The 20,181-nt window shown below is 72.3% G+C and carries 15 protein-coding genes and 2 CRISPR repeat arrays; of the genes, 6 read left to right on the forward strand and 9 right to left on the reverse strand.

Annotated features, from left to right (window positions below; all coding sequences use genetic code 11):
* Window positions 1-207: 207 nt before the first annotated feature.
* Window positions 208-1,758, forward strand: coding sequence for a hypothetical protein (locus ACFQ6N_RS28610; RefSeq protein ID WP_380654948.1), 1,551 nt, complete (start codon window positions 208-210; stop codon window positions 1,756-1,758).
* Between the two features lie 441 nt (window positions 1,759-2,199).
* Window positions 2,200-3,363, forward strand: a complete 1,164-nt coding sequence (locus ACFQ6N_RS28615; protein WP_380654951.1) for an ROK family protein — start codon at window positions 2,200-2,202, stop codon at window positions 3,361-3,363.
* 178 nt (window positions 3,364-3,541) lie between these two features.
* Here the strand turns inward: ACFQ6N_RS28615 and ACFQ6N_RS28620 are convergent, their stop codons facing one another.
* Entirely contained in the window at window positions 3,542-4,315 is a 774-nt protein-coding gene (locus ACFQ6N_RS28620; RefSeq protein ID WP_380654954.1) for a GntR family transcriptional regulator, read from the reverse strand.
* 314 nt (window positions 4,316-4,629) lie between these two features.
* Between ACFQ6N_RS28620 and ACFQ6N_RS28625 the strand changes: the two genes are divergently transcribed.
* Window positions 4,630-5,436, forward strand: coding sequence for an exodeoxyribonuclease III (locus ACFQ6N_RS28625; RefSeq protein ID WP_380654957.1), 807 nt, complete (start codon window positions 4,630-4,632; stop codon window positions 5,434-5,436).
* A 513-nt stretch (window positions 5,437-5,949) separates the two neighbouring features.
* Window positions 5,950-6,216: direct repeats of the CRISPR family, unit length 23 nt; unit sequence ATCGGCCCCGCGCTCGCGGGGGT.
* 185 nt (window positions 6,217-6,401) lie between these two features.
* Here ACFQ6N_RS28625 and cas2e read toward each other — a convergent pair.
* From cas2e to cas3, 8 genes are all read right to left on the reverse strand, one after another.
* Entirely contained in the window at window positions 6,402-6,680 is a 279-nt protein-coding gene (cas2e, locus tag ACFQ6N_RS28630; protein WP_380654960.1) for a type I-E CRISPR-associated endoribonuclease Cas2e, read from the reverse strand.
* A complete protein-coding gene (gene cas1e / locus ACFQ6N_RS28635; RefSeq protein WP_380654963.1) occupies window positions 6,677-7,699 on the reverse strand; it encodes a type I-E CRISPR-associated endonuclease Cas1e in 1,023 nt (340 codons plus the stop codon). The genes cas2e and cas1e overlap by 4 nt, the downstream gene beginning before the upstream one ends.
* 3 nt (window positions 7,700-7,702) lie before the next feature.
* Window positions 7,703-8,476, reverse strand: a complete 774-nt coding sequence (gene cas6e / locus ACFQ6N_RS28640; RefSeq protein ID WP_380654966.1) for a type I-E CRISPR-associated protein Cas6/Cse3/CasE — start codon at window positions 8,474-8,476, stop codon at window positions 7,703-7,705.
* A gap of 4 nt (window positions 8,477-8,480) precedes the next feature.
* Window positions 8,481-9,326 carry a type I-E CRISPR-associated protein Cas5/CasD gene (cas5e, locus tag ACFQ6N_RS28645; protein ID WP_380654969.1) on the reverse strand — a complete coding sequence of 282 codons (846 nt, stop codon included), beginning with the start codon at window positions 9,324-9,326 and terminating at the stop codon, window positions 8,481-8,483.
* Window positions 9,326-10,471 (reverse strand): type I-E CRISPR-associated protein Cas7/Cse4/CasC, encoded by a 1,146-nt coding sequence (gene cas7e / locus ACFQ6N_RS28650; RefSeq protein ID WP_380654972.1) that lies wholly within the window; start codon window positions 10,469-10,471, stop codon window positions 9,326-9,328. The genes cas5e and cas7e overlap by 1 nt, the downstream gene beginning before the upstream one ends.
* A 55-nt stretch (window positions 10,472-10,526) precedes the next feature.
* A complete protein-coding gene (gene casB / locus ACFQ6N_RS28655; protein WP_380654974.1) occupies window positions 10,527-11,129 on the reverse strand; it encodes a type I-E CRISPR-associated protein Cse2/CasB in 603 nt (200 codons plus the stop codon).
* A complete protein-coding gene (gene casA / locus ACFQ6N_RS28660; protein WP_380654977.1) occupies window positions 11,119-12,855 on the reverse strand; it encodes a type I-E CRISPR-associated protein Cse1/CasA in 1,737 nt (578 codons plus the stop codon). Before casA ends, casB begins: the two co-directional genes overlap by 11 nt.
* 231 nt (window positions 12,856-13,086) lie before the next feature.
* Window positions 13,087-15,984, reverse strand: a complete 2,898-nt coding sequence (gene cas3 / locus ACFQ6N_RS28665; RefSeq protein ID WP_380654980.1) for a CRISPR-associated helicase Cas3' — start codon at window positions 15,982-15,984, stop codon at window positions 13,087-13,089.
* A 170-nt stretch (window positions 15,985-16,154) separates the two neighbouring features.
* A CRISPR array of direct repeats spans window positions 16,155-17,525; the repeat unit is 28 nt; unit sequence GTCGGCCCCGCGCTCGCGGGGGTTGCTC.
* Window positions 17,526-17,747: 222 nt separating this feature from the next.
* Between cas3 and ACFQ6N_RS28670 the strand changes: the two genes are divergently transcribed.
* The 3 genes from ACFQ6N_RS28670 to ACFQ6N_RS28680 all read left to right on the forward strand — a co-directional run bounded on the left by ACFQ6N_RS28670 (window position 17,748) and on the right by ACFQ6N_RS28680 (window position 20,098).
* Window positions 17,748-18,722: a hypothetical protein gene (locus ACFQ6N_RS28670; protein ID WP_380654982.1), complete on the forward strand. Its 975-nt coding sequence runs from the start codon at window positions 17,748-17,750 to the stop codon at window positions 18,720-18,722.
* Window positions 18,723-18,738: 16 nt separating this feature from the next.
* Window positions 18,739-19,527, forward strand: a complete 789-nt coding sequence (locus ACFQ6N_RS28675; protein ID WP_380654984.1) for a thaumatin family protein — start codon at window positions 18,739-18,741, stop codon at window positions 19,525-19,527.
* A gap of 88 nt (window positions 19,528-19,615) precedes the next feature.
* Complete coding sequence (locus ACFQ6N_RS28680) at window positions 19,616-20,098, forward strand: hypothetical protein (protein ID WP_380654987.1); 483 nt, start codon at window positions 19,616-19,618, stop codon at window positions 20,096-20,098.
* Window positions 20,099-20,181 lie beyond the last annotated feature (83 nt).

A 20,181-nucleotide genomic window follows, 5' to 3' on the forward strand; every position in this document is an offset into this window, starting at 1 on the left:
CTGCGGAACGTGAGCTTCCGGACGCACGGAGCGAGAGTCTCGGCGTCCGAATTGTTGTGATGTGCCCTCTTGGTGCCGAATTGACCCGGACAGCTTGGCTGTCCGATATGAAAATCATTACGGAAGCTTGACTCGTACACGGCATCCCCCGCCCCGACCTCATGGTTCAGTAGTGCGGTTTCTCCCCCGCACCCCGGAGTGATCACCGTGCCCACGACTCCTGCCCTGGTCAGCGCGCTGCGCGAGCTCGGCGACCGGCCCGCCGTCGTCGCCGACGGGCGCGCGATCAGCGGCATAGGCCTGCTGCTCGGCGTCTCCCCTCCCGGCGGCCTGCCCCGCGCCCTCGCCGAACGCGTCGCCCAGCACGCCGCGTTGGCACCCTCCGCCGCCCGCGCCGCCGAACAGCGGCTGCGCTACTGGGCCGGCGTCCTCGGCCCCCCGCCCATCCGCCACACCGTGCTGCACCCCGCCACCGACCTCGCCGTCGACCTCGCCCTCGCCACCCTGCTGGCCGGCGGCACCGTCCACTGCGGCGACCCCGACCAGCACCCCGACGAACAGCTCGCCGCCCTCGCCGCCCACCGCACCACCCACCTCAGCCTGCCCTCCGCACTGCTCTGGCGGCTCAGCCGACTGCCCGGCCACGCCGCCCACGACCTGAGCGCACTGCGCCTCGTCCTGCACGTCGGCCCCGAACCCGGCCAGGACGACGTGTACGCCGCCGTCGACACGCTCGGCGCCGTCCTCGCCCACGTCCGCGCCCCCGACAGCAACACCGAAGCCGCCGACCGCCGCCTGCGCACCGACGCCGAAACCGCCACGGCCGCCGCCTGGAAGCACAGCATCGGCGTCACCGCCGAACAAGTCCGCGAGTTCGGCGACCAGCTCGACCGGGCCGTACTCACGTCCCTGCTGTCCGCCCTCCAGCACAACGGCGTCCTCACCGACCCCACCCGCGGCTACCCCGAGGCCGAAGTCCTCGCCACCGCCCTGGTCACCCCCGCCCAGCGCCCCCGGGTCGCCCGCTGGCTCGACGCGCTCGCCCGGCACGGCCTCATCACCCGCCACGACGGCGGCGCCCAGGGCCCGGTCTTCCACGGCGGCCCCGAACCCACCCCCGCCGACGTCCGGGAGGCCTGGCGGCCGCCCGTCGAAGCCTGGGCCGACGGGCTCGGCCCGGCCGCCGCCCTGGACCGGGTACGGCGCGGCGCCCTGCGGCTCCCCCGGCTGATCACCGGCGAGGACCCGGCCCGTCCGGCCGCCGCCCCGGTCCGCTGGGCCGCCGCCCGCGGCTACCTCGGCGCCGCCCTCGGCGCACTCGTCCGCGGCACCGCCGAAACCCACGACGGCCCGGCACCGCTGCGCGTCCTCGAACTCGACCTCGACCTCGACGGCGCCGAGACCGCCGTCGCCCGCGCCCTCGCCGCCCGGCCCCGGCCCGACGCCGAACACCACCAGGCCCCCGACGGCGGGCGCTACGACGTCGTCGTCGCCACCGCCACCGGCCTGCCGGAGGAAGAAGTCCCGGCCCTGGTCCGGCTGCTCGCCCCCGGCGGCCGACTGCTCCTGCTCGCGTCCACCGCCGAACAGCTCGACCTGCTCATCACCGGCGACGCCCGCGGCCTCACCGCCCACCCGGCGGAACGCTGGCGGGCCGCCCTCACCGCCGCGGGCTGCCCGACCGTCCTTGCCCTCCCGGAGGACGGGCACCCGATGGGGCTGCTGGGGCAGCGGCTGTTCGCGGCCCGGGTGGACTGAGCTGAGCGGGGCGGGCGGGGCGGGTGGGTCGGGCGGGGCGGGTGGACGCCGGGCGGACCGACCGGACGCCGGCGGGGGCGGGGAAGGAGAGGGCCCACGGCTCGCCGCCCGCTCTCCGTACCCGCCGCCCTCCCCTACCCGCCGGTCGGCGCGGTCCCGGCGGCCCGGCCCCGGACCGTCCGTGACCGGGCGGTGAAGCCCAGGTCACGCACCGCCACCCGATCCGTACCATTTCGATACCGAAGCCTGGATGAGCTGCGAGGATCCTCGCCGCCCGGGCCGGCGCCCGGGTAGGCTCCCGCTTGTCCTCCGGCCCCCGCGCAGGCGGCCCCCTGCCGCCGTGCCGCGTCCCGGGGGCGCACCCGAGCGGGCCATTCGGTGGGCACCGCGCACTCGACACCGCGCGCCAGGGCAGTCGCGCGAACGGCGAAGGGCATCGCATTGGCGGATCGGCTCACCGGAGGAGACTCGTCGCTGCTGCGGCGGATCAACGCGGCAGTCACGCTTCGGGCGCTGCGGAACGGCCACTCCGTGACCCTCACCCAGCTCGTCGGCGAGACCGGGCTCTCCCGGCCGACGGTCGAGGGCGTGATCGAGGGACTGGTCGAGACCGGGCTGGTCGCCGAGGTCGAGCAGCCGAGGGAGGACGGCCAGCCGGGCACCGGCCGCCGGGGCCGCCCGGCCCGCTGGTTCCGCTTCCGCGCCGAGGCCGGGCACATCCTCGGCATCGAGATCGGCGTGCACGACATCCGGGTCATCCTGGCCGACCTCACCGGCGACGTGGTGGGCAGTCACTTCAAGCCGGTGGACGAGACCCTGGAGGCCGAGGACCGGCTCACCGCCGTCCGCACCGCCGTCGCCGAGGTGCTGCGCAAGGCCGGCATCTCCCGGGACAACCTCTGGGCGGTCGGCATCGGCACCCCCGGCATCGTGGACCGCGAGGGCACCATCCAGCTCGGCACCGCGATGCCCGGCTGGACCGGACTCGACCTCGGCGCCCGGCTGCGGCGCTCCTTCCGCTGCCAGGTCTCGATCGAGAACGACGCCAACCTCGCCGCCATCGCCGAGCACTGGCAGGGCGCGGCGGTCGGTGCCGACGACGTCGTCTTCGTCATGGCGGGCCTCAGCCCGGGCGCCGGATCCCTCATCAACGGCAAGCTGCACCGCGGATTCGGCGGCGCCGCGGGCGAGATCGGCGCCCTCCACCTGCTCGGCCAGGAGGTCACCCCCGAACGCCTGCTGTCCACCACCGGCAAGCCGCTCAACCCGCTGGACGAGGCCGCCGTCGCCCGCGTCCTGCGGCTGGCCCGGGAGGGCGACGAGGTCGCGAAGGTCGCCACCGACCGCTTCCTCACCCGCCTCGTCCAGGGCGTCGCCGCGCTCGTGCTGGCCATCGACCCGCAGCTGGTGGTGATCGGCGGCTGGGCGGCCGGCCTCGACGGCGTCCTCGACCCGCTGCGCGAACGCCTCGCCCAGTTCACCCTGCGCGCCCCCGAGGTGGCCCTCGCGGCCCTCGGCTCGGAGGTCGTCGCGATGGGCGCGCTGCGCGTCGCCCTCGACCACGTCGAGGAGCAGCTCTTCGCCGTGGACCCGCCCCGGGCCTGAGCGCCCGGGCGCGGGCCCGCGCCGTCCGTCCCGCTCCCTGCCCCTTCCCCTCCACCCTCCCCCTCCATTGGCAGCAACGGCAAAGGCCCGGACGTCAGTTGACGCCCGGGCCTCGGCCTGAGGGTTTCCGGCAGATGGTTCAGGGGGTACTTCGGGGGTGCCTCGGAGCAGCGGCGCCTCAGGACGCGGTGCGGACCTCGGCGGGCGTACCGACCGGGGTGACCTCGACCAGGCCGGCCTCACCGAAGGTCAGCTTGCAGGTGTCGGCCCGGTAGGTGGCGACGGCGACGGCGACCAGGCGGCCGACCGAGGCGTACTGCGTGGTCAGGACCAGGACCGGGGCGCCGGGCTGGCGCTCCAGCAGGGCGGCCTGCTCGGCCTCGGCGACGCCGAGCTCCACCGAGCGCGACTCGCCGTCGACCTCCAGGCGCTCCAGCTGGCGCAGCACCGAGCGGGCGCGGTCGCTCTCCGCCCGGAAGCCGGGCAGGTGCGGCAGGGCGGCGGCCGGGACGTGCAGCGCCTCGGTGGCCATCGGGCGACCCTCCACCAGACGGACCCGGCGGACGGTGTGCACGGCGGCGCCCTCGGCGATACCGAGGCTCTTCGCGAGCTGCGCGGTGGCGGGAGCGGTGGTGCAGTCGATCGTCCGCCAGGACTGGCTGCGGGCGGCGCCGGGCCAGCCCTCCTCCTGCCGGTTGACCGGGACGCCGACCCGCGGGGCCGCGATCAGGGTGCCGATCCCCCGGCGGCGGACCAGCCGGCCCTCCAGCTCCAGCTGGTCGAGCGCCTGGCGCAGGGTGGCCCGGGCGACGCCGAAGCGGGCGGAGAGCTCGCGCTCGTTGGGCAGGACCTGCCCGGTGGAGAACTCCGAGTCGATGGCCCGCAGCAGAACCGTGCGCAGGTGCCAGTACTTCGGCTCCGGCACCGCAGAAAGCTGTCCTGTCGTCCCCACCGTGGCCTCCACCCGTTTGTTCCGTCCGCCCTGCGACAAGGAGGGCGGATCCCGGGCCCGCTGTCCGCTGTTGCGGCAGGTGGGAGAGCGGGCTTTTATCCGTCCTTCTTTATTAAAGGTCCTTGCAGTAAGCGACCCTAGGTGCTCCGTCCGGAGATGGTCAAGACCAATGGCACGCCTTGATGGGACTGTCGCACATATTCATGCCGCGTTCACGACAGCTCCTGTCAGTCACTGCCGGAATCCGTCGGAGCCGGACCGGGCGCCGCGCGTCACGGTCCCGGTCGGGTACGGCCAGTCGGTAGGCTGCCCGGGTGATCGTGGTGACGAGTGTGAACGTGAACGGAATCCGGGCCGCAGCCAAGAAGGGCTTCGTCGAGTGGCTGGCGGGCACCGAGGCGGACGTGATCTGCCTCCAGGAGGTGCGCTCCGAACCCGAGCAGCTGCCCGTCGAACTGCGCGACCTGGACGGCTGGCACGCGGTCTGGGCCCCCGCCGCCACCAAGGGCCGCGCCGGCGTCGCCGTCCTGTCCCGCACCGAGCCCCAGCGCACCGTGATCGGATTCGGATCCACCGAATTCGACAATTCCGGCAGGTACGTCGAAATCGACCTGCCCGGCCTGACCGTCGCCAGCCTCTACCTCCCCTCCGGCGAAGTCGGCACCGAGCGCCAGGACGAGAAGGAACGCTTCATGGCGGAATTCCTCGTCCACCTCACCGCCCTGCGCACCCGCGCCGCCGCCGACGGCCGCGAGGTCGTCGTCTGCGGCGACTGGAACATCGCCCACCGCCCCGAGGACCTCAAGAACTGGAAGGCCAACCAGAAGTCCGCCGGATTCCTCCCCGAGGAACGCGCCTGGCTCACCCGCGTCTACGACGAAGCCGGCTACGTCGACGTCGTCCGCGCCCTCCACCCCGACCGCACCGGCCCCTACTCCTGGTGGTCCTACCGCGGCCGCGCCTTCGACAACGACTCCGGCTGGCGCATCGACCTCCAGGTCGCCACCCCCGGCCTCGCCGACCGGGCCGTCGAGGCCCGAGTCGAACGCGCCGACACCCACGCCGAGCGCTGGAGCGACCACGCCCCCGTCACCGCGGTGTACGACCACGGCGACAACTGACCTGCACGCAGCCGTAGTCGAGCGGTAGACCGCAGAGGCAGTCCGACCTGCGGCCACCCCCAGCCCAGGCCCACTCGCACAGGTGTACGAGGCTTCGATCTCGCCCAGCCGGCAGCCGGTTCAACAAGTCGATTCGTCGCGGCGCCCCTTGCCAGGAGCGCCGCGACCGTCCACCACCGGGGTCGGCCTCATGGCACCAACTCAGGATCGGCCGGGTCGCCTCTCCGTCTCCGCCGGCGCCGTACATCCGAAGTCAACCCCTCCTGCCCTAGCGAGGCACGGAGCGCCACAGACAACCCCCGCCGTATGCGGAGCCGACCCCCTACCAACGACCTTCATCCGTCGCCCGACCTCCACGTACCACTACGCTTCGAGAGCGTAGGACACCTCACCGACAACCCGCATCGGAGCAAAGAGAAATGACGCCACTACATCCGCTCCCGTACGGGCTGCCGCCCAATCGACCTGAATCAACCGGCGCTCTCTGACACCAATCACCGCAGGTCAGCAAGTATCGGCCCCGCGCTCGCGGGGGTTGCTCGACGGAGTTCTATGCCCTCGGCGGTCCGGACAGATCGGCCCCGCGCTCGCGGGGGTTGCTCGGGCCCCGCCCGCCAAGGCGACAACCCCACCGTATCGGCCCCGCGCTCGCGGGGGTCGCTCCAGGTAGAGAGCTCCATCAACATCGCCGAGGAGATCGGTCCCGCGCTCGCGGGGGTTGCTCCTCGCTCACCCAGACCCGGCCGGTTTCGTCCTCATCGGCCCCGCGCTCGCGGAGGCGTTCCAGGCGCAACGCGACCCAGGAGCCAGACGAAATGTCGGCCCGGTCTCGCAAGGGTTTCTCGGGCACTCCGGCGGAGCAGCCCCGCGCGTGCGGGGGCGACACCCGGGCAAGGCGACGAAGGCCCTGTCCGCCGTGGAAGCCCCCGCGTGTGCGGGGCCGACGCACTTCGTGGCCTGCGGGCTTAGCGGTGGGAGCGGGCTGAGAGGATCAGTCCGTCGAAGTCGACGGGCTTCCAGCGGTCCTTGCCCGCGGTGCGGACGGTCCAGCCTTGCTCGTTGGTGGCGGGTTCGACGAGGACGGCTTGGCCGTCGCCGATGCGGGTGGCGAGGAGGTCCCAGAGGCGGTCGCGGACGCGGCGGCTGGGGGTGCCGACGAAGACGCCGGCGTTGACTTCGACCATCCAGCGGGTGAGGTGGCCGCGTAGGCCTTCGGGGGCTGCGATGAGGATGATGACGGTCACGAGCTGCCCGTGTCCTGGGTGAACTCCGGGCCGATGACGGCCAGGTGTTCGTCGCCCATGCCCGGGTCGGATACCGAGGGCGTCGCTGTGCCTGCGGTGCCGGACCAGTTGACGCCGCCCTGGACCGTGCCGACGCGTTCGTCCCAGAGTTCGTTGACCTCGACGTCGGGCATGTCCGTGTCGTCCGGGCTGAGGAGGGTCTTGACGTCGTGGACGATGCGTCCGAGCAGTTTGTCCTGGGCGATGCGGTCGCGCAGGCCGAGGCGGGCGTCGCGTTCCTCGGTGTGGCCCTGCTCGGCGAGGTCGAAGGCCAGGGGGATGGTGTATTCGGCTTTGTAGAGGTCGGCGATGTCGAGGACGAACGAGGTGGCCAGTCCGGTGTGGACGAAGCCGAGGCCGGGGCTGGCGCCCAGGCCGGTGATGACGGCGTGGCAGATCCCGTAGAGCGCTGCGTTGGCCGCCGACAGGAGGCGGTTGAGGTCGTCGCCTGCGGCGTGGGCGTCGCCGGCCTTGTAGACGCGGCCGTTCCAGGGGACTCCGGTCCGGCGTGATTCGGCCTGGTAGAGCTTGCGGATGCGGGCGCCTTCGCGGCCACGGAGTTGTTGCATGGTGGCCGCGCTGACGTCCTCTCCCGGGAACCGCATGCGGTACATGCTCCGTGCGACGGCCAGGCGTTCCTTGGTGCGGCTGACCAGCCACGCCTGGCGGTTGAGGAGGGCCGCGCCTCGGCTGGGGCCGAGGCCGGCGGCGTACATGCGCACTCCCTGTTCGCCGACCCAGCACACGGTGGTGCCGGAGTCGGCGAGGAGGTTGACGGCGCCGTGGGTGATGCGGGTGCCCGGTCCCAGGAGAATGACGGCGACCATGGCGGCGGGGACGCGGACGGTCTCGCGTTTGTTGATGACGACGACGGCGTTCTCGTCGCGGTCGATGTGGCTGCGTTCGACGTAGACGCTGGAGACCCGGTCGGCGAGGCGGTGCAGGTCGTGGGGGTGGGCTTTCCACCAGATGTCGGCCATCGGTCAGTGGTGTCCGCCCGGTAGCGGGGCGAGGGTGAGCAGGCCGCAGCCGTAGGCCTTGGAGGGGCCGATGCCGCCGAGGAGGGCGGCCTCCAGGAGGGCCGGATCGGTGATCCGCAGTCGGCCTTCGAAGGTGGCGGTGGTGAGTGTGACCGGGGTGCGGGTGCCGGGCTTGGTGAAGGTGTTGCGGCTGCGGTCGGTGATCCTCACTTCCCGGGCGGGCTGCGTGCCGGCGGGGGTGTCCGCGGCGGATGGTTCGAGGCCCGGTGCCGGGTCGTCGGTGCGGGCGTCGGGGATGGTGAAGCCCCACCGGGTGGTGCGGTCCAGGAACCAGGCGAGTTGCCGGGCCGCGGTGCGGTGGGCCATGCGGTAGGAGCGGTGGTGGAGTTCGGCGGCGGTCCTGGTGCGGCTCGGGCTCGCCTTGTCAGGCGTGGAGGTGTTCTGGACGGGGCTGGCCTTCAGCCGGAAGGCGAACTCGCGGCCGGTGGCGAGTTGGGCGAGCAGCGGGCTGTAGTCGCGGATCGCGTAGTGCTCGCCTTCGGCGTCGGGCCATCCGGCCTGTTCGACGATGTGGGTCCAGTCGGGCTTGGAGGGGGTGAGGACCAGCAGCATGGGGCGGCGCGGGTGGTCGGCGTCCAGGCGCCACAGGATCCGGTCGCCGGGGGCGGGGTCTGGGATGCCGGCCAGGACGGCGCCGTGCAGTGAGCGGGGGTTGGCGAGCAGGTTGCGGGCGGCGGCGCGCAGGGGGTTGATGCGGACGCGGGAGAGGTAGGTCATCTGGTCACCAGCCCAGCAGGGCGAACGGGTCGTGGCCGCCGGTGGCGGCAGCCGGTTGCGTGGTTGCGGCGGACGGGTCCAGGCCGGTGGGGACGTCGAGCCAGGCGTGGCGGATCCGCCGGGTGGAGAAGCCGCGCTCGCGGGGCGAGAAGGAGCGCGGGACGTCCTGCAGCATGTCCTCGCCCGAGGGGTCGTCGAAGGTCGCGGCCAGGTCGATCCGGTGCGGGGAGAACGGCTCCGGGCCCCGCTCGGCCCGACGCCGGTACGCGGCCTTCGCCGTGTTGCCCGCCTGCCAGGGCTCGGCGGCCAGGACGGCCTCCAGGGTGCCGTCGCGCACCGCACCGAGGGCGATCGGCTGGGTGGGGACGCAGGAGCGCCGGCCCAGGGCGAGCGGGAAGGCGGGATGGCGGATCGCCTCGGCGAGCGTGGTGACGAGGTCGGCCGGGCCCTGGACCGCGGCGACGAACACCGCGTCCTGGAGGTAGTAGCGGTGGGTGACGTGGGTGTCCTTGGCCGGGGAGGTCGGCTTCTGCAGGCCCTTGGCGTTGACACCGGCCTGCGGCAGCGGCCGCCCCCGGTAGTCGCTGACGGTGTGGTAGTCGCGCAGCAGCGTCCCGGGCTGGTCGATACGGATGCCCAGGCGCAGGCCGGCCAGATCGGCGATGTCCGCCTCGCGCGGGCGGCCCGCGGCGGCGGCGAGCAGTCCGACGACACCTGACTTGGTCGGCTGGGGCGGCGTGTCACGGCGGTTGAAGGCGCTGCGCTCGCCCCAGGACTGGAGGGGAGCGGCCAGGCGCAGTACCAGGACCGCCTGTTCCGGGGCCGGTGCGGGGATGGGGTCGGCGGGCATCAGTTGTCGTTCACCCGCTCGGTGAGGACGATTCGCAGGCCGTCGCGCAGCTCGGTGAAGGTGCGGTTGGTACCGAAGGCGTCCGCGAGCTTCTGCCCGGTCTGGTCGGTGCCCGTGTCGGTGCCGAGGGTGTGGCAGACGCCGACGTACAGCGGGGTGTCGCCCCACTGCTCGGTGGCGGTGGCGAACTCGTCGGCGAGGCGGCGCGCGGACTCGGCGACGATGCCGCTGCTCGCCGGGACGGCGTTCTCGTACGCGGAGACGAGGTTCACGGGCTGGTCGGCGCGGACGACGACGGCCACCAGGCTGGGACGGGTGCGGTGGGCGAAGGAGTTGCCGTAGCCGGTGGGCATGGAGCGGGCGAAGGAGTCGACGAACAGGTCGACGGCGTCGACTGCGGCCTTGTCGTCCCCGAGGTTGCCGCGCAGCTGGTGCAGGCCCACGGTGGCGTACCGGTACAGGGTGGCGGAGTTGAAGCCGATCGTGCCGATCATGCCGGCGCCGGTCTCCTCGGCGCTGTTCTCGTCGTCGACGGCCGTGTAGTAGTCGAATTCGAGTTCGGCGGCGTGGGTGGAGATGGCGTGGGCGACCTGGGTGGCGGCGTCGACGTTCAGGCCGGGGATGTCGGCGACCATGCGGCCGAAGAGCGCGACGTCGGCAGGGTGTCCGGTCTGCAGCTGGTCCTTGACCGGCAGGGCCTTCACTGCCTCGTCGAGGGCCTTGGCGTCGAGGGCGGCGAGGTCGGTGGCGGTGTCGGCGACCAGTTCGACGATGGCGTCCAGTTGGCGGCGGCCGTAGAAGAGGAGATAGGCGGTTTCGCCGTCCTTCTTGCCGGCGGAGATCCCGGTCGACTTGATCAGGGCCTCGGCGATCCGCCGGGTGCCGTCGGCCGGCACGCCGGTCCGCTCGGCGATGCCCTTGGCGAGCTGGGCGGCGATCCGCTTGGTTCGGGTGGCGAGGTCCTGCGGGTCGCGGCTCTCGGCGAAGTGGATGCGGGTGGCGCGCTTCCAGGCCTGGGAGGAGACGCGGGAGCGGCGCTTGCCGCCGAAGTACGCCTCCTTGGGGTTGCCGTTGTCATCGCGGTTGAGGTTGGCCGGCGGGACGGTCTGCAGGATGTGCACGTCGACGTAGAGGCGGTCGGTCATGCGCTTCTCCTCGAAGGATGATGGTGCCGGTGGCGATGGATGTGCCGGAGTGCGACTACTCGGCAGGTGCCTGGTCCTTCCAGGCCTGATAGCCGATGGCCCACTTGAGCCGAACCTGCGGGCGCCGGTCGGCGTGGTGCCAGGCCTGGATGTCGGCCATCAGGTGGTCGTAGTCCAACGGCTGCCCGACGGAGCGGAGTTGGGTGACCAGGCCGCGCAGGTGGACCAGCAGCGCGGACACGCTGGTGGCATTGGCGAGTTGGGCGACTCGGGTGTCGAGTGCCTCCTCACTGAACTTGCCGCTGCGACGTAGGGCCCGCAGCGCCTGGCCGAGTTTGACGCCGCGGCGGTGCATCGGCGTGGACTGGCTCTGCTGGTGAAGGCCGTAGAGAGCCAGGGCGGCGTGCTCGGCCATCTGCTCGTCGGAGACCTCGTCGCGCAGCGCGAGGAAGTCATTGACCTCGCAGCTGTAGAGCGGCCACATCTTGGGGCTGTCCATGACGGGGCGCCCGAGACCGGAGCGCAGGGCCGCGAGGTCCTCTCCGGGCGGTCGGCGCGGTTGCTTGGTGCGGGGGTCGATGCGCCAGGTGTGGTCGTGGGCGGTGAACTGGTCCCAGTACCGGCGCTGTTTGGCGGCGGCGGTGTGTTCAGTAGTCAAAGTCCGCTCCAGGGGCGGGGTCGGAGTCGAAGGCGGGTCCGGTCTCGGCTACCCGGGCGGCGGCCGCTTGCCGTACGGCATCGGCGTGGCGGGGCAGGATCTCGTTGACCTTCCGCCGGAAGTTGGCACCGGCCGTGCCGAGCCGGTAGGTCTGCGTCTTGCCCGCCTTTCCGGGCTGGTCGAGGGCGCGGCCGCCGAACGTGGTGGCGGGTGCGGCCAGCAGGAGCGCGTTCGCCGCATCCCACGTGTGGCGGTGTGCGAGTTGCTCCCAGGCGAGTCGGCCACGGTCCAGGACGTCCTCGTCGGTGCCGGCGTCGCGTACACCGGCGAGCAGGCGGCGCACCAGCGGGTCGAGGGTGCGCAGGAGGAGTTCGCCGGGGCGCTGGCCCTTGTCCCAGGGGATGGGGTCGGTTCCGGCGGCCCGGCGCAGGTCGGCGGAGAGGTTGTTGAGGGCCTGGGCCAGCCGTTCCGCCTGCTCGGCGACGTCCAGGAGCAACTGGTGGGCTTCGCTGTCCCGGTGGAGTGCGAGCAGGGGAAGGGGGATGGCGTCGTGGATGACGTCCTCGACGACGGAGGACTGGGTGCCGTAGACCACCCCGAAGGTCTCGACCTGCAGCGGGTAGTCGACGGGGAGTAGGTCGTCTTCTTGCAGGGCGCTGACCTCGTCGAGCAGGATGCTGGTCTCGAAGACGCCGTCGGAGCTCTGGCGGGTGGGCGCGAGGAGGGCTTCCAGTCCGCGCCAGGCAGCCTTGCCCTGGGTGTGGCGGCGGGGCCTTCGCTCGGGAAGGGCCGAGGCGGGCTTCTTGCCGGACTGCTTGGCCAACGCGGTGAAGGTCCAGGCAGTGTGCGGCTCCTGTTCGGGCACGGGGGTGAGGCGGTCGCCGGCGCTGATGAGCACCCGGGCGACCCGCAACTGCCCGGTCTCGTCCTGGTGCGGGAGGAGCCGGATCCGCCGGGCCTGCCACGTCCACAGGTCGAGGAGACCGTCGGCCTTGCGGGGCCTCCAGGCGGGTTGGTGCGGGCCCCTCAGCCACTGCGGGATGCCGAGGTTGTCCGGCGGGGTGAGCGGGAGGTTCAGCAGGAGGGTCTCGTACAGGGTGCGCCCGGTGGGGATGATGACGCCGAGCTGGCCGAGCGGGGCGGTGGGGTTGCCGGTCGTCTTGCCCGCCTTGACCTGGTCATCGCCGACGACGCCGGTCTTGATCCCCGCGGTGTCCCAGCAGTGGGCGTGCACGAGCCAGTGAGCGGCCTGGGCCGGTGTCAGGTCGAGGGGGTCCGCGTCGGTGCGGCTGGCGAACAGCGGGACGTTGTTGCCGCTCGCCGCGGTCGCCACCAGGGCGGTCGAACCCTTCGTCTCGCCCTTGGCGGTGCGCAGCCCGGCGACCTGCCCGAACGGGGCCTCGGGAGCGAAGAGGTCGAACTTCGCGTGGTGCTCGTCGAGGTAGGGCAGGAGCTTCTTGTCCAGTTCGTCCTTCGTGAACCCGCCCTCCTGGGCGAGCCGTTCGCCCTTCTCCTGAAGGTCCTGGGGTGCGCCGGTGGCGTGGGCGACGACGGGCAGCAGGACCTGGCGCAGGACGGCCGGGAGCTGGGTGGAGAACTCGACCACGAGGCCCTCGAGCTCGTGGGCCCGGGCCAAGGCCTCGGCCATCCCCAGCTCCACGGGAGGACCGCCTCCGACGGGTCGTGCCGTCAGCCACGGTTCGTCGACAAGGTTGTACCCAGGCACGCGCTGTTCTCCCAACTAGCCATGTTTAGCTTGTTGCTGGTTCATCGTGGCACCGGTGAAGGTCCGTTGTGGGGTGAATGCTTGAATTGCCCCTCGGCCCCGCGGGTTTGGTGCGCGGGGTTGGCCCCTGGCCGTGTTTGCGAGCCGGTTTCGGCCGCAAGTCGGCCCCGCGTTCGCGGGGTTGGGGTCGCGTGGGCGGAGCGGCACTCCGCCTGATTCCGCCCACGCGCTCTACCGGTACGGGTGTCCTCCGCTCACCACGAGGCCCAGCACGTCGTCGTAGCGCAGCCGGAAGTCACCGAGGACCGCGGCGCCGTGTTCGTCGAGTTCGAGGGCAAGGCTGTACCGCAGCCACGGATGGTCGCGCCAGCCCACCAGCGGTCCGAGGGTCTGCTCGGCCACCGTGGTCAGTTTGGCGGGGAGGCGCACCGTCCCGGAGAGCACGTCGTCCACCAGCTCGGCCGCGACCGTCCCGTTGGGACCGAGTTTGCGAGCCGTCATCGCGTGGAAATCCTCCGCGGCGTGGCGCACCAGGACGGCTTCCACGCTCACGCCCCCGTCACGGACGATCGCTTCGAACTGACCTTCCGTCAATCTGCCGTGGTTTCCGTAGTGGAGGCCGGCCAGGGTCTGCGATCCGTGCTCCCCGGCGCGGGTCAGCAGGTACTTGGCGGCCGCGTCCCGGCGCTCGTTCTGCCGCTCCCCCCACACCTGCCGGGCATCATCCTCAGCCCTGGTCCAGGAGGCGGGGACGAGGGCGTCGGTGCCGTACACACGGGCGACCAGGGCCGGCACCTCACTGGGGATCCTCCACCCGCCTGCGTCGACCGTCGCCGCTCGCTCGACCTCTGCCGCCGTGCGCAGCAGGAGGTAGCGCCCGTAGATCCGTTCGGAGGCGCGCAGAATGTGCGGCGCGCTGTCGTCGCCGAGGTGGACACCGGTGACGGCAACGGTGGGCCTGGACAGCAGGCGGGGGCGCTTCACGCCGTCGTGGCGGTGAAGGCGTCCGATGCGCTGCAGGAGGAGGTCCATCGGTGCGAGGTCGGTGATCAGCAGATCGGCGTCGACATCGAAGGACTGCTCCGCGAGCTGGGTCGCGACGACGATCAGCCGGTCGGGCCGCTCGGCCCCTTCGGTCGGCGGCCCGAGGAGCTTCAGCACTTCCTGCGTGCGGTCGGCTCGATGACCCGCGTGCAGGCGGCCGTGCAGAAGCCGGACATCAGCGCCGAACTCCTTGCGGAGGGCCTCGAACGTGGACTGGGCACGGGCCACGGTGTTGCGGATGACCAGGACGCATCCGCCGTCGACCAGGCGCTCCTTCAGGTAGTCGACCACAGTGGCGCCCGCCGGGCCGGCGTCGTCCCCCGAGGCCTGGGAATCGGTCCGCGTCGACGGTTCATCGAGCACCTCGACCCTCACCTGGAGGTCATCGCGCCAGGATTCGGTGCCCTCGACCAACAACGCCGGCTCCCCGCCAGGCTCCGCCCAGGCCGCCGTCACGCTCGGATAGCCCTCCGGCTCCGGAAGCTCCAGCGCCGCCGAGGCCTCCGCCGACTGCGTTCCCGCCAGGTAGGCACCGACCAGACGGCACCGTTGCTCGGGCGGCAGGGTCGCCGACAGCAGCACCACGGGCACTCCGGCCTGCCCGAGCCACCACAAGCCCTCCAGCAGGAACTGCGACATGTAGACGTCAGCGGCGTGGACCTCGTCGAGGATCACGACCTTGCCCACCAGGCCGGCCATGCGGAGCATCACATGCTTGGTGCGGGTCGCGGCGTACAGGAGTTGATCGATGGTGCCGACCGCGAACGGGCTCAGCAGCCCCCGGCGGCGGCCCAGGAACCACTCGGCGGGAGCCCTTCGCTCCCCGCCCTCGCAGCCGTCGAAGCAGTCGGTCCGCATTCCGAACTCGTCTTCGCCCACCTTCGCGAAGGGGTCGTCGGCGTTCTGCCCCCACTCCCCCGCGCCCTCCAGCAGGGCGCGCCACTCCTTGTTGAACATCCGCTTGCCGTGCAGCAGCGCGACCTGGCCGTCCAGGCCGTCCCCGACCTCGCGCAGCCACGCCCGAACCTGGGTGAACATCGGGTCCGCGGTCGCCTGGGTCGGCATCCCCAGGAACACCCCGTCCGCGCCGTGCCGCGCGGCCATCAGCTCGGCCGCCGCGAGCGCAGCCTTCGTCTTCCCCTCCCCCATCGGCGCCTCGACGATCACCAGGCCGGGCCCACCCATCCGACGCACCACGTCCAGGACCAACTCCTGGGACGGTCGGGGTCCGTGGCCGAACCGGTCCCGGAACGTCTCCGGACCCGGCACCGCCAATGCTCCCCACCCACCGCGCAGTTCGAGCCTCGACCACGCCGCCTCGGCCCGCTGCCGAGCCTGAGACAGCGTCACCCCCGTCAGATCGGACACTCCCGTGAAGTGCCGCTCGTCGCTGGCGATCCAGTCCGCCATCACCACGAAGCCGGACAGCTGAAGCTGCACCGCGCGGCTCGGCACCAGAACGGGTTCGACGGCAGCGAGCGGCGAGTCGCCGTCGTAGCCGAGCTCCCGGGAGAACACTTCCACCAGCGCCGACTGAGCAAGCTTCCAGGGCCGGCTGCTTCCCTGCAGCTTTTCGTTCCTCCTCGGCGGGCTCAGCTGCCCCACCGTCGGGATCAGCCCGTGATGGCCGGCGACCAACGGCCAGACCCAACCGACCTGCTCCTTCGACCACATCGCTTCGGTGAGCAGCGCCCTCAGCACGCGGGCACCGGCTTTGTCATGCCGCCAAGGCACGCCCCGCACCGCATACGTGTCCCAGCCGAGCCCCGCCTGACGGACCGCAGCCTCACCGACGGCGTCGAGCTGCTGAAACACCGGGGTGGCCTTGCCGCAGTCATGGATCCCGCACAGCCAGGCGAACAGACGCCGCCCCTGGCCCGCACCACCCGCCAAAGCGTCCAGACGCCACCGCGTCACCTGCGGCAGGTAACGGTCCCAGACCACCTCGGCCACCGCGGCAGTGTCCAGCATGTGCGACAGCAGCAGGTTGGCAGTCCCGCCGGCCCGCCCCGCAGACTTGCCCCACAAGGCACCCAACCAGCCCCTGACCTCCGGTGGATACCGCCGCCAACGGCCCTCATCCATCGTCCGACCTCCACGTGCGAGTACGCTTCGGGAGCGTAGGACACTGCACTGACAACTCGACTCGAAACAAGGAGAGATGACGGCAATGCATCAGCTCCCCTACGGGCTGCCATCCGATCGAACCGAATCAACCGACGCCCTTTGACGCCGATCGCTGCAGGTCAGCAAGTGTCGGCCCCGCGCTCGCGGGGGTTGCTCACGCCCTGGAGTGGCAGGGGCCGGCGCTGATCTGTCGGCCCCGCGCTCGCGGGGGTTGCTCACGCCCTGGAGTGGCAGGGGCCGGCGCTGATCTGTCGGCCCCGCGCTCGCGGGGGTTGCTCGACGCAGGACGTCGCGAAGGGAGGCGGCGTCGAGTCGGCCCCGCGCTCGCGGGGGTTGCTCCCGCAACGTCGGTCCGGCGGTCGCTTGGGGACTGTCGGCCCCGCGCTCGCGGGGGTTGCTCCTGGTAGGAGGGCAGGCGCCGGCCGATGGAGAGGTCGGCCCCGCGCTCGCGGGGGTTGCTCCCAGTTGACCTTCATGAGAGGCGTGTGCTCCCAGTCGGCCCCGCGCTCGCGGGGGTTGCTCCTCCTCCATCGCGGCGGGGTCGTCGAGGATGCGGTCGGCCCCGCGCTCGCGGGGGTTGCTCCGTTGGTGGGCTGTCCGCAGGGGGCGGCACCAAGTCGGCCCCGCGCTCGCGGGGGTTGCTCCTCCTGACGGAGTCGGTCAAGCACGGGGGGTAAGTCGGCCCCGCGCTCGCGGGGGTTGCTCCCAGACGGCGAGCGCCGACCAGGCGAGCGCGGCGTCGGCCCCGCGCTCGCGGGGGTTGCTCCTCCTGCGTCGACGGCAGTGCGGCACCTGCGGCGTCGGCCCCGCGCTCGCGGGGGTTGCTCCTGGTCCGGTCGTCTGGTGCCGACGAACTGGCAGTCGGCCCCGCGCTCGCGGAGGTTGCTCCCCCAACCTCGAAGCCGCCCCAGCCGAAGCCCTGTCGGCCCCGCGCTCGCGGGAGTTGCTCGCCGGGCACCGGCCCCGTGACCGTGAAGGTCGGGTCGGCCCCGCGCTCGCGGGGGTTGCTCCGGCCATCGGCTCCGTGGTGTCCGGCAGCAGCAGTCGGCCCCGCGCTCGCGGGGGTTGCTCCGGTCTGCTCCAGCGGTTCGCCGACGCCACCGGGTCGGCCCCCGCGCTCGCGGGGGTTGCTCCAGGGCGGCGGGGCGGCCGTCGTCGGTGCGGCAGTCGGCCCCGCGCTCGCGGGGGTTGCTCGCCAGACCCAGAAGCCTTTTGGACGGCCGCCTCGTCGGCCCCGCGCTCGCGGGGGTTGCTCCACACACGATCACTTCGGATGAACCGATGGCCGGTCGGCCCCGCGCTCGCGGGGGTTGCTCTCGGACCACGACGAGAGGAACCGCGATCATGTCGTCGGCCCCGCGCTCGCGGGGGTTACTCCCAGTACGACAAGAATCCGCCGCCGCACTGGCCGTCGGCCCCTCGCTCGCGGGGGTTGCTCGATCCGGCACCGGGTGGTGGTGTCCGGCTCGCGGTCGGCCCCGCGCTTGCAGGGGTTGCTCCCACGGCGGTGGCGGATGCTGTGCCTCTCCGGGTCATTGGCACGATCTTTCGGTGGCCCCGGGAGTTCGGGGGCGATCCGTCCGGTGGGCGGCGACCGGTGCGCGGGGTCGGGTGCTGTGGCGATTCGCCCACTATCTGTCATGTGCATGGCTATCATGGCGGGGAGACGCCGCGTTCGGATGCGCGCGCGTTGCGGACGTCCTCACATGCCTGGAGGCTTCGTGGGTTCCAACCTTTCCCGCCGGCGGCACCTGTACGCCCCCGCCGCCGGCCTTGCACTGTCGTGTTCCGTCGTCCTTGGTGCCGCCACCCCGGCACAGGCCTTCAGCGGGGGGAACCACGAGAGGATCACCCGGGCCGCCCTGGGGGCCGGGGGCTGGCACCCGAACTCGCTGACGGCGATGGCCGACGGGAACTCGGGCGCGATCGTCGCCAACGACCACGGCGAGTACTTCGGCATCGGCAAGCTCCACTGCGACAACGCCGACTACCTCGACCCCCGGTACGACAGCCGCTACCCCCGCACCCGGGGGCAGGCCGACGCCGAGATCGTCGACTGCATCGACAGTTCCGTCCACAACGTCAAGCGGGCCCTCGCCGCCGCGGACCGGCTGGTCGACGCGAACGGGCACGTCGTCGCCGCCCAGACCGCCATCTCGCCGGCCTGTGACTGGAACGACCGACCGGGACGGGCGAAGTGCGAGGTGCTGGAGGACCTGGGCCGCGGCTGGCACCAGATCGAGGACTTCTACGCCCACAGCAACTGGGTCGACCAGGCCGGCCCGGGGGCCGTCGGCGTCAGGAACCCCCCGGGCCTGGGCAGGACCGACCTGCCCGCGTTCTTCTCCATCGCCCGCTACAGCTCCATGAGCAGGGACGACTGGGCCAGGGACGCCATCGGCCACATCCCGCACGACCTGGCGACCGGTTGCTACCCGGACCGCGACCACACCGGGACGGTGTCCGACTGCGCCAACCGCGTCACCCACGACGGCGTGCTGAACAAGGACACGAAGGACACCCCGCGCTCGGCCGTCGGCCACAACTTCGACCGCGCCAACGACCTCGCCGTCAAGGACATCGCCCGCCAGTGGCAGCAGTTCAAGGACGAGCTCCACCGCAAGTACCCGAACAACGGCCGGGCGGACGCGATGATCTGCGCCATCACCCACGACCACCCGGACAAGACCTGCTGAGCGGAACGGAGACGTCATGCGAAGGTTCCTGATCAGGCTGTTCGTCGCGGCGGCCGCCACCGCCCTGACCGTGGCGCTGCCCGGCGCGGGCGCGGCGGCACCGGCCCGCACCGCGCCGACCGCGACCGCGGCGGCGGCGGCGGTCGACCACACCGTGACGTTCGTGAACCACTCGTCACAGCGGCTGTGGATCGGCAGCGGCGTCAACGCCGACGGGTCGAAGCAGTTCACCCGGCTGCCGGTCCTGGCTCCCGGGCAGTCGGCGACGGTGACCGTCCCCGAGACGACCGCCCCGTTCCACTGGCGGGGGAAGTTCTTCGCCCGGCAGGGGTGCGGCGGGGCCTCCGGCAGCGGCTTCCACTGCCGGGTGGGCGACTGCGGCCCGTACGCCGACCACTGCACGACGGGCGAACAGCCCGTCAGTCTCGCCGAGTTCAACTTCGACGCCCGGGACGGCGCCGCCCCCTGGTACGACGTGAGCTACGTGAACGCGTTCTCGCTGCCGGTCACGATCACCCCGGTGAACGCCTCCATCCCGGCGGGCGGGGGCTGCGACACCCGGGGCTGCGCGACGAACCTGCTGTCCTCCTGCCCGCCGGCCGACCTGACCCGCGGGCCGGACGGAAAGCCGATGCTGTGCACCAACCCCAGCCGCGACACCCCGAGCGACTACAGCCGCGCGCTCGGCGCGAAGTGCCCCAGGGCCTACACGTGGTCCAAGCAGGACCAGGTGCCGGGCAACAAGGTGATGCAGCAGTGCAGCCGTTGCAGCGGCTTCACCGTCACCTTCGGGTCCTCCGTGTGATCTGCCCGGTGGCGACCGGGAGCGCGGGCGCTACCTTCTGGAGGATGAACACCTGCCACGACACCGTGTCCCTCCTCCCGCCTCACGCATGCTGACCCATCGTCAGCTCGCGGCCCTCGGGATAGCCGGCCTGCTCGCCGCCGCCACGGCGGCCTGCTCGCCGGCCCCCGAGCCCACCCTCGGCCTGCAGCGGGACGGCTCCGGCTATGCCGTCGTCGTCCCGCTCTGCGCCGACGGCCACGTCTCCCACGTGTCCGTCTCCATGTCCGGCTCCGGCAAGGACAGCAAGCGCTGGGAGATCGACGCCGGCCCCGACTCCACCGACACCGTCGACCGCTTCCCCCTCTTCACCGCGCCTCCCGGCTGGGCCACCGAGGAGTCCGCCCTGACCGCCCTCGCCCCCGGCACCACCTACTACGCCTACGCCATCGCCGCCGCCAACACCAGGGACAGCATGGTCGACTTCACCCTCGCCGACCTCCAATCCCTCAAGCCCGACGAGGTCCTCACCATCAAGGGCGCCCGCGTCAAGTCCGCCAAGTTCCGTACCACCGCCCTCAAGCTCTGCTGACCCGACGCCCGCCCCCGTCCCTGAAGGGCCCGCCCCGCGCCGACACCACGGCGACGGCCCGGTCCCCCCGCGCGGGGGGACCG

Source organism: Kitasatospora sp. NPDC056446 (assembly GCF_042796115.1).
In the GTDB taxonomy this organism is placed as follows: Bacteria; Actinomycetota; Actinomycetes; order Streptomycetales; family Streptomycetaceae; genus Kitasatospora.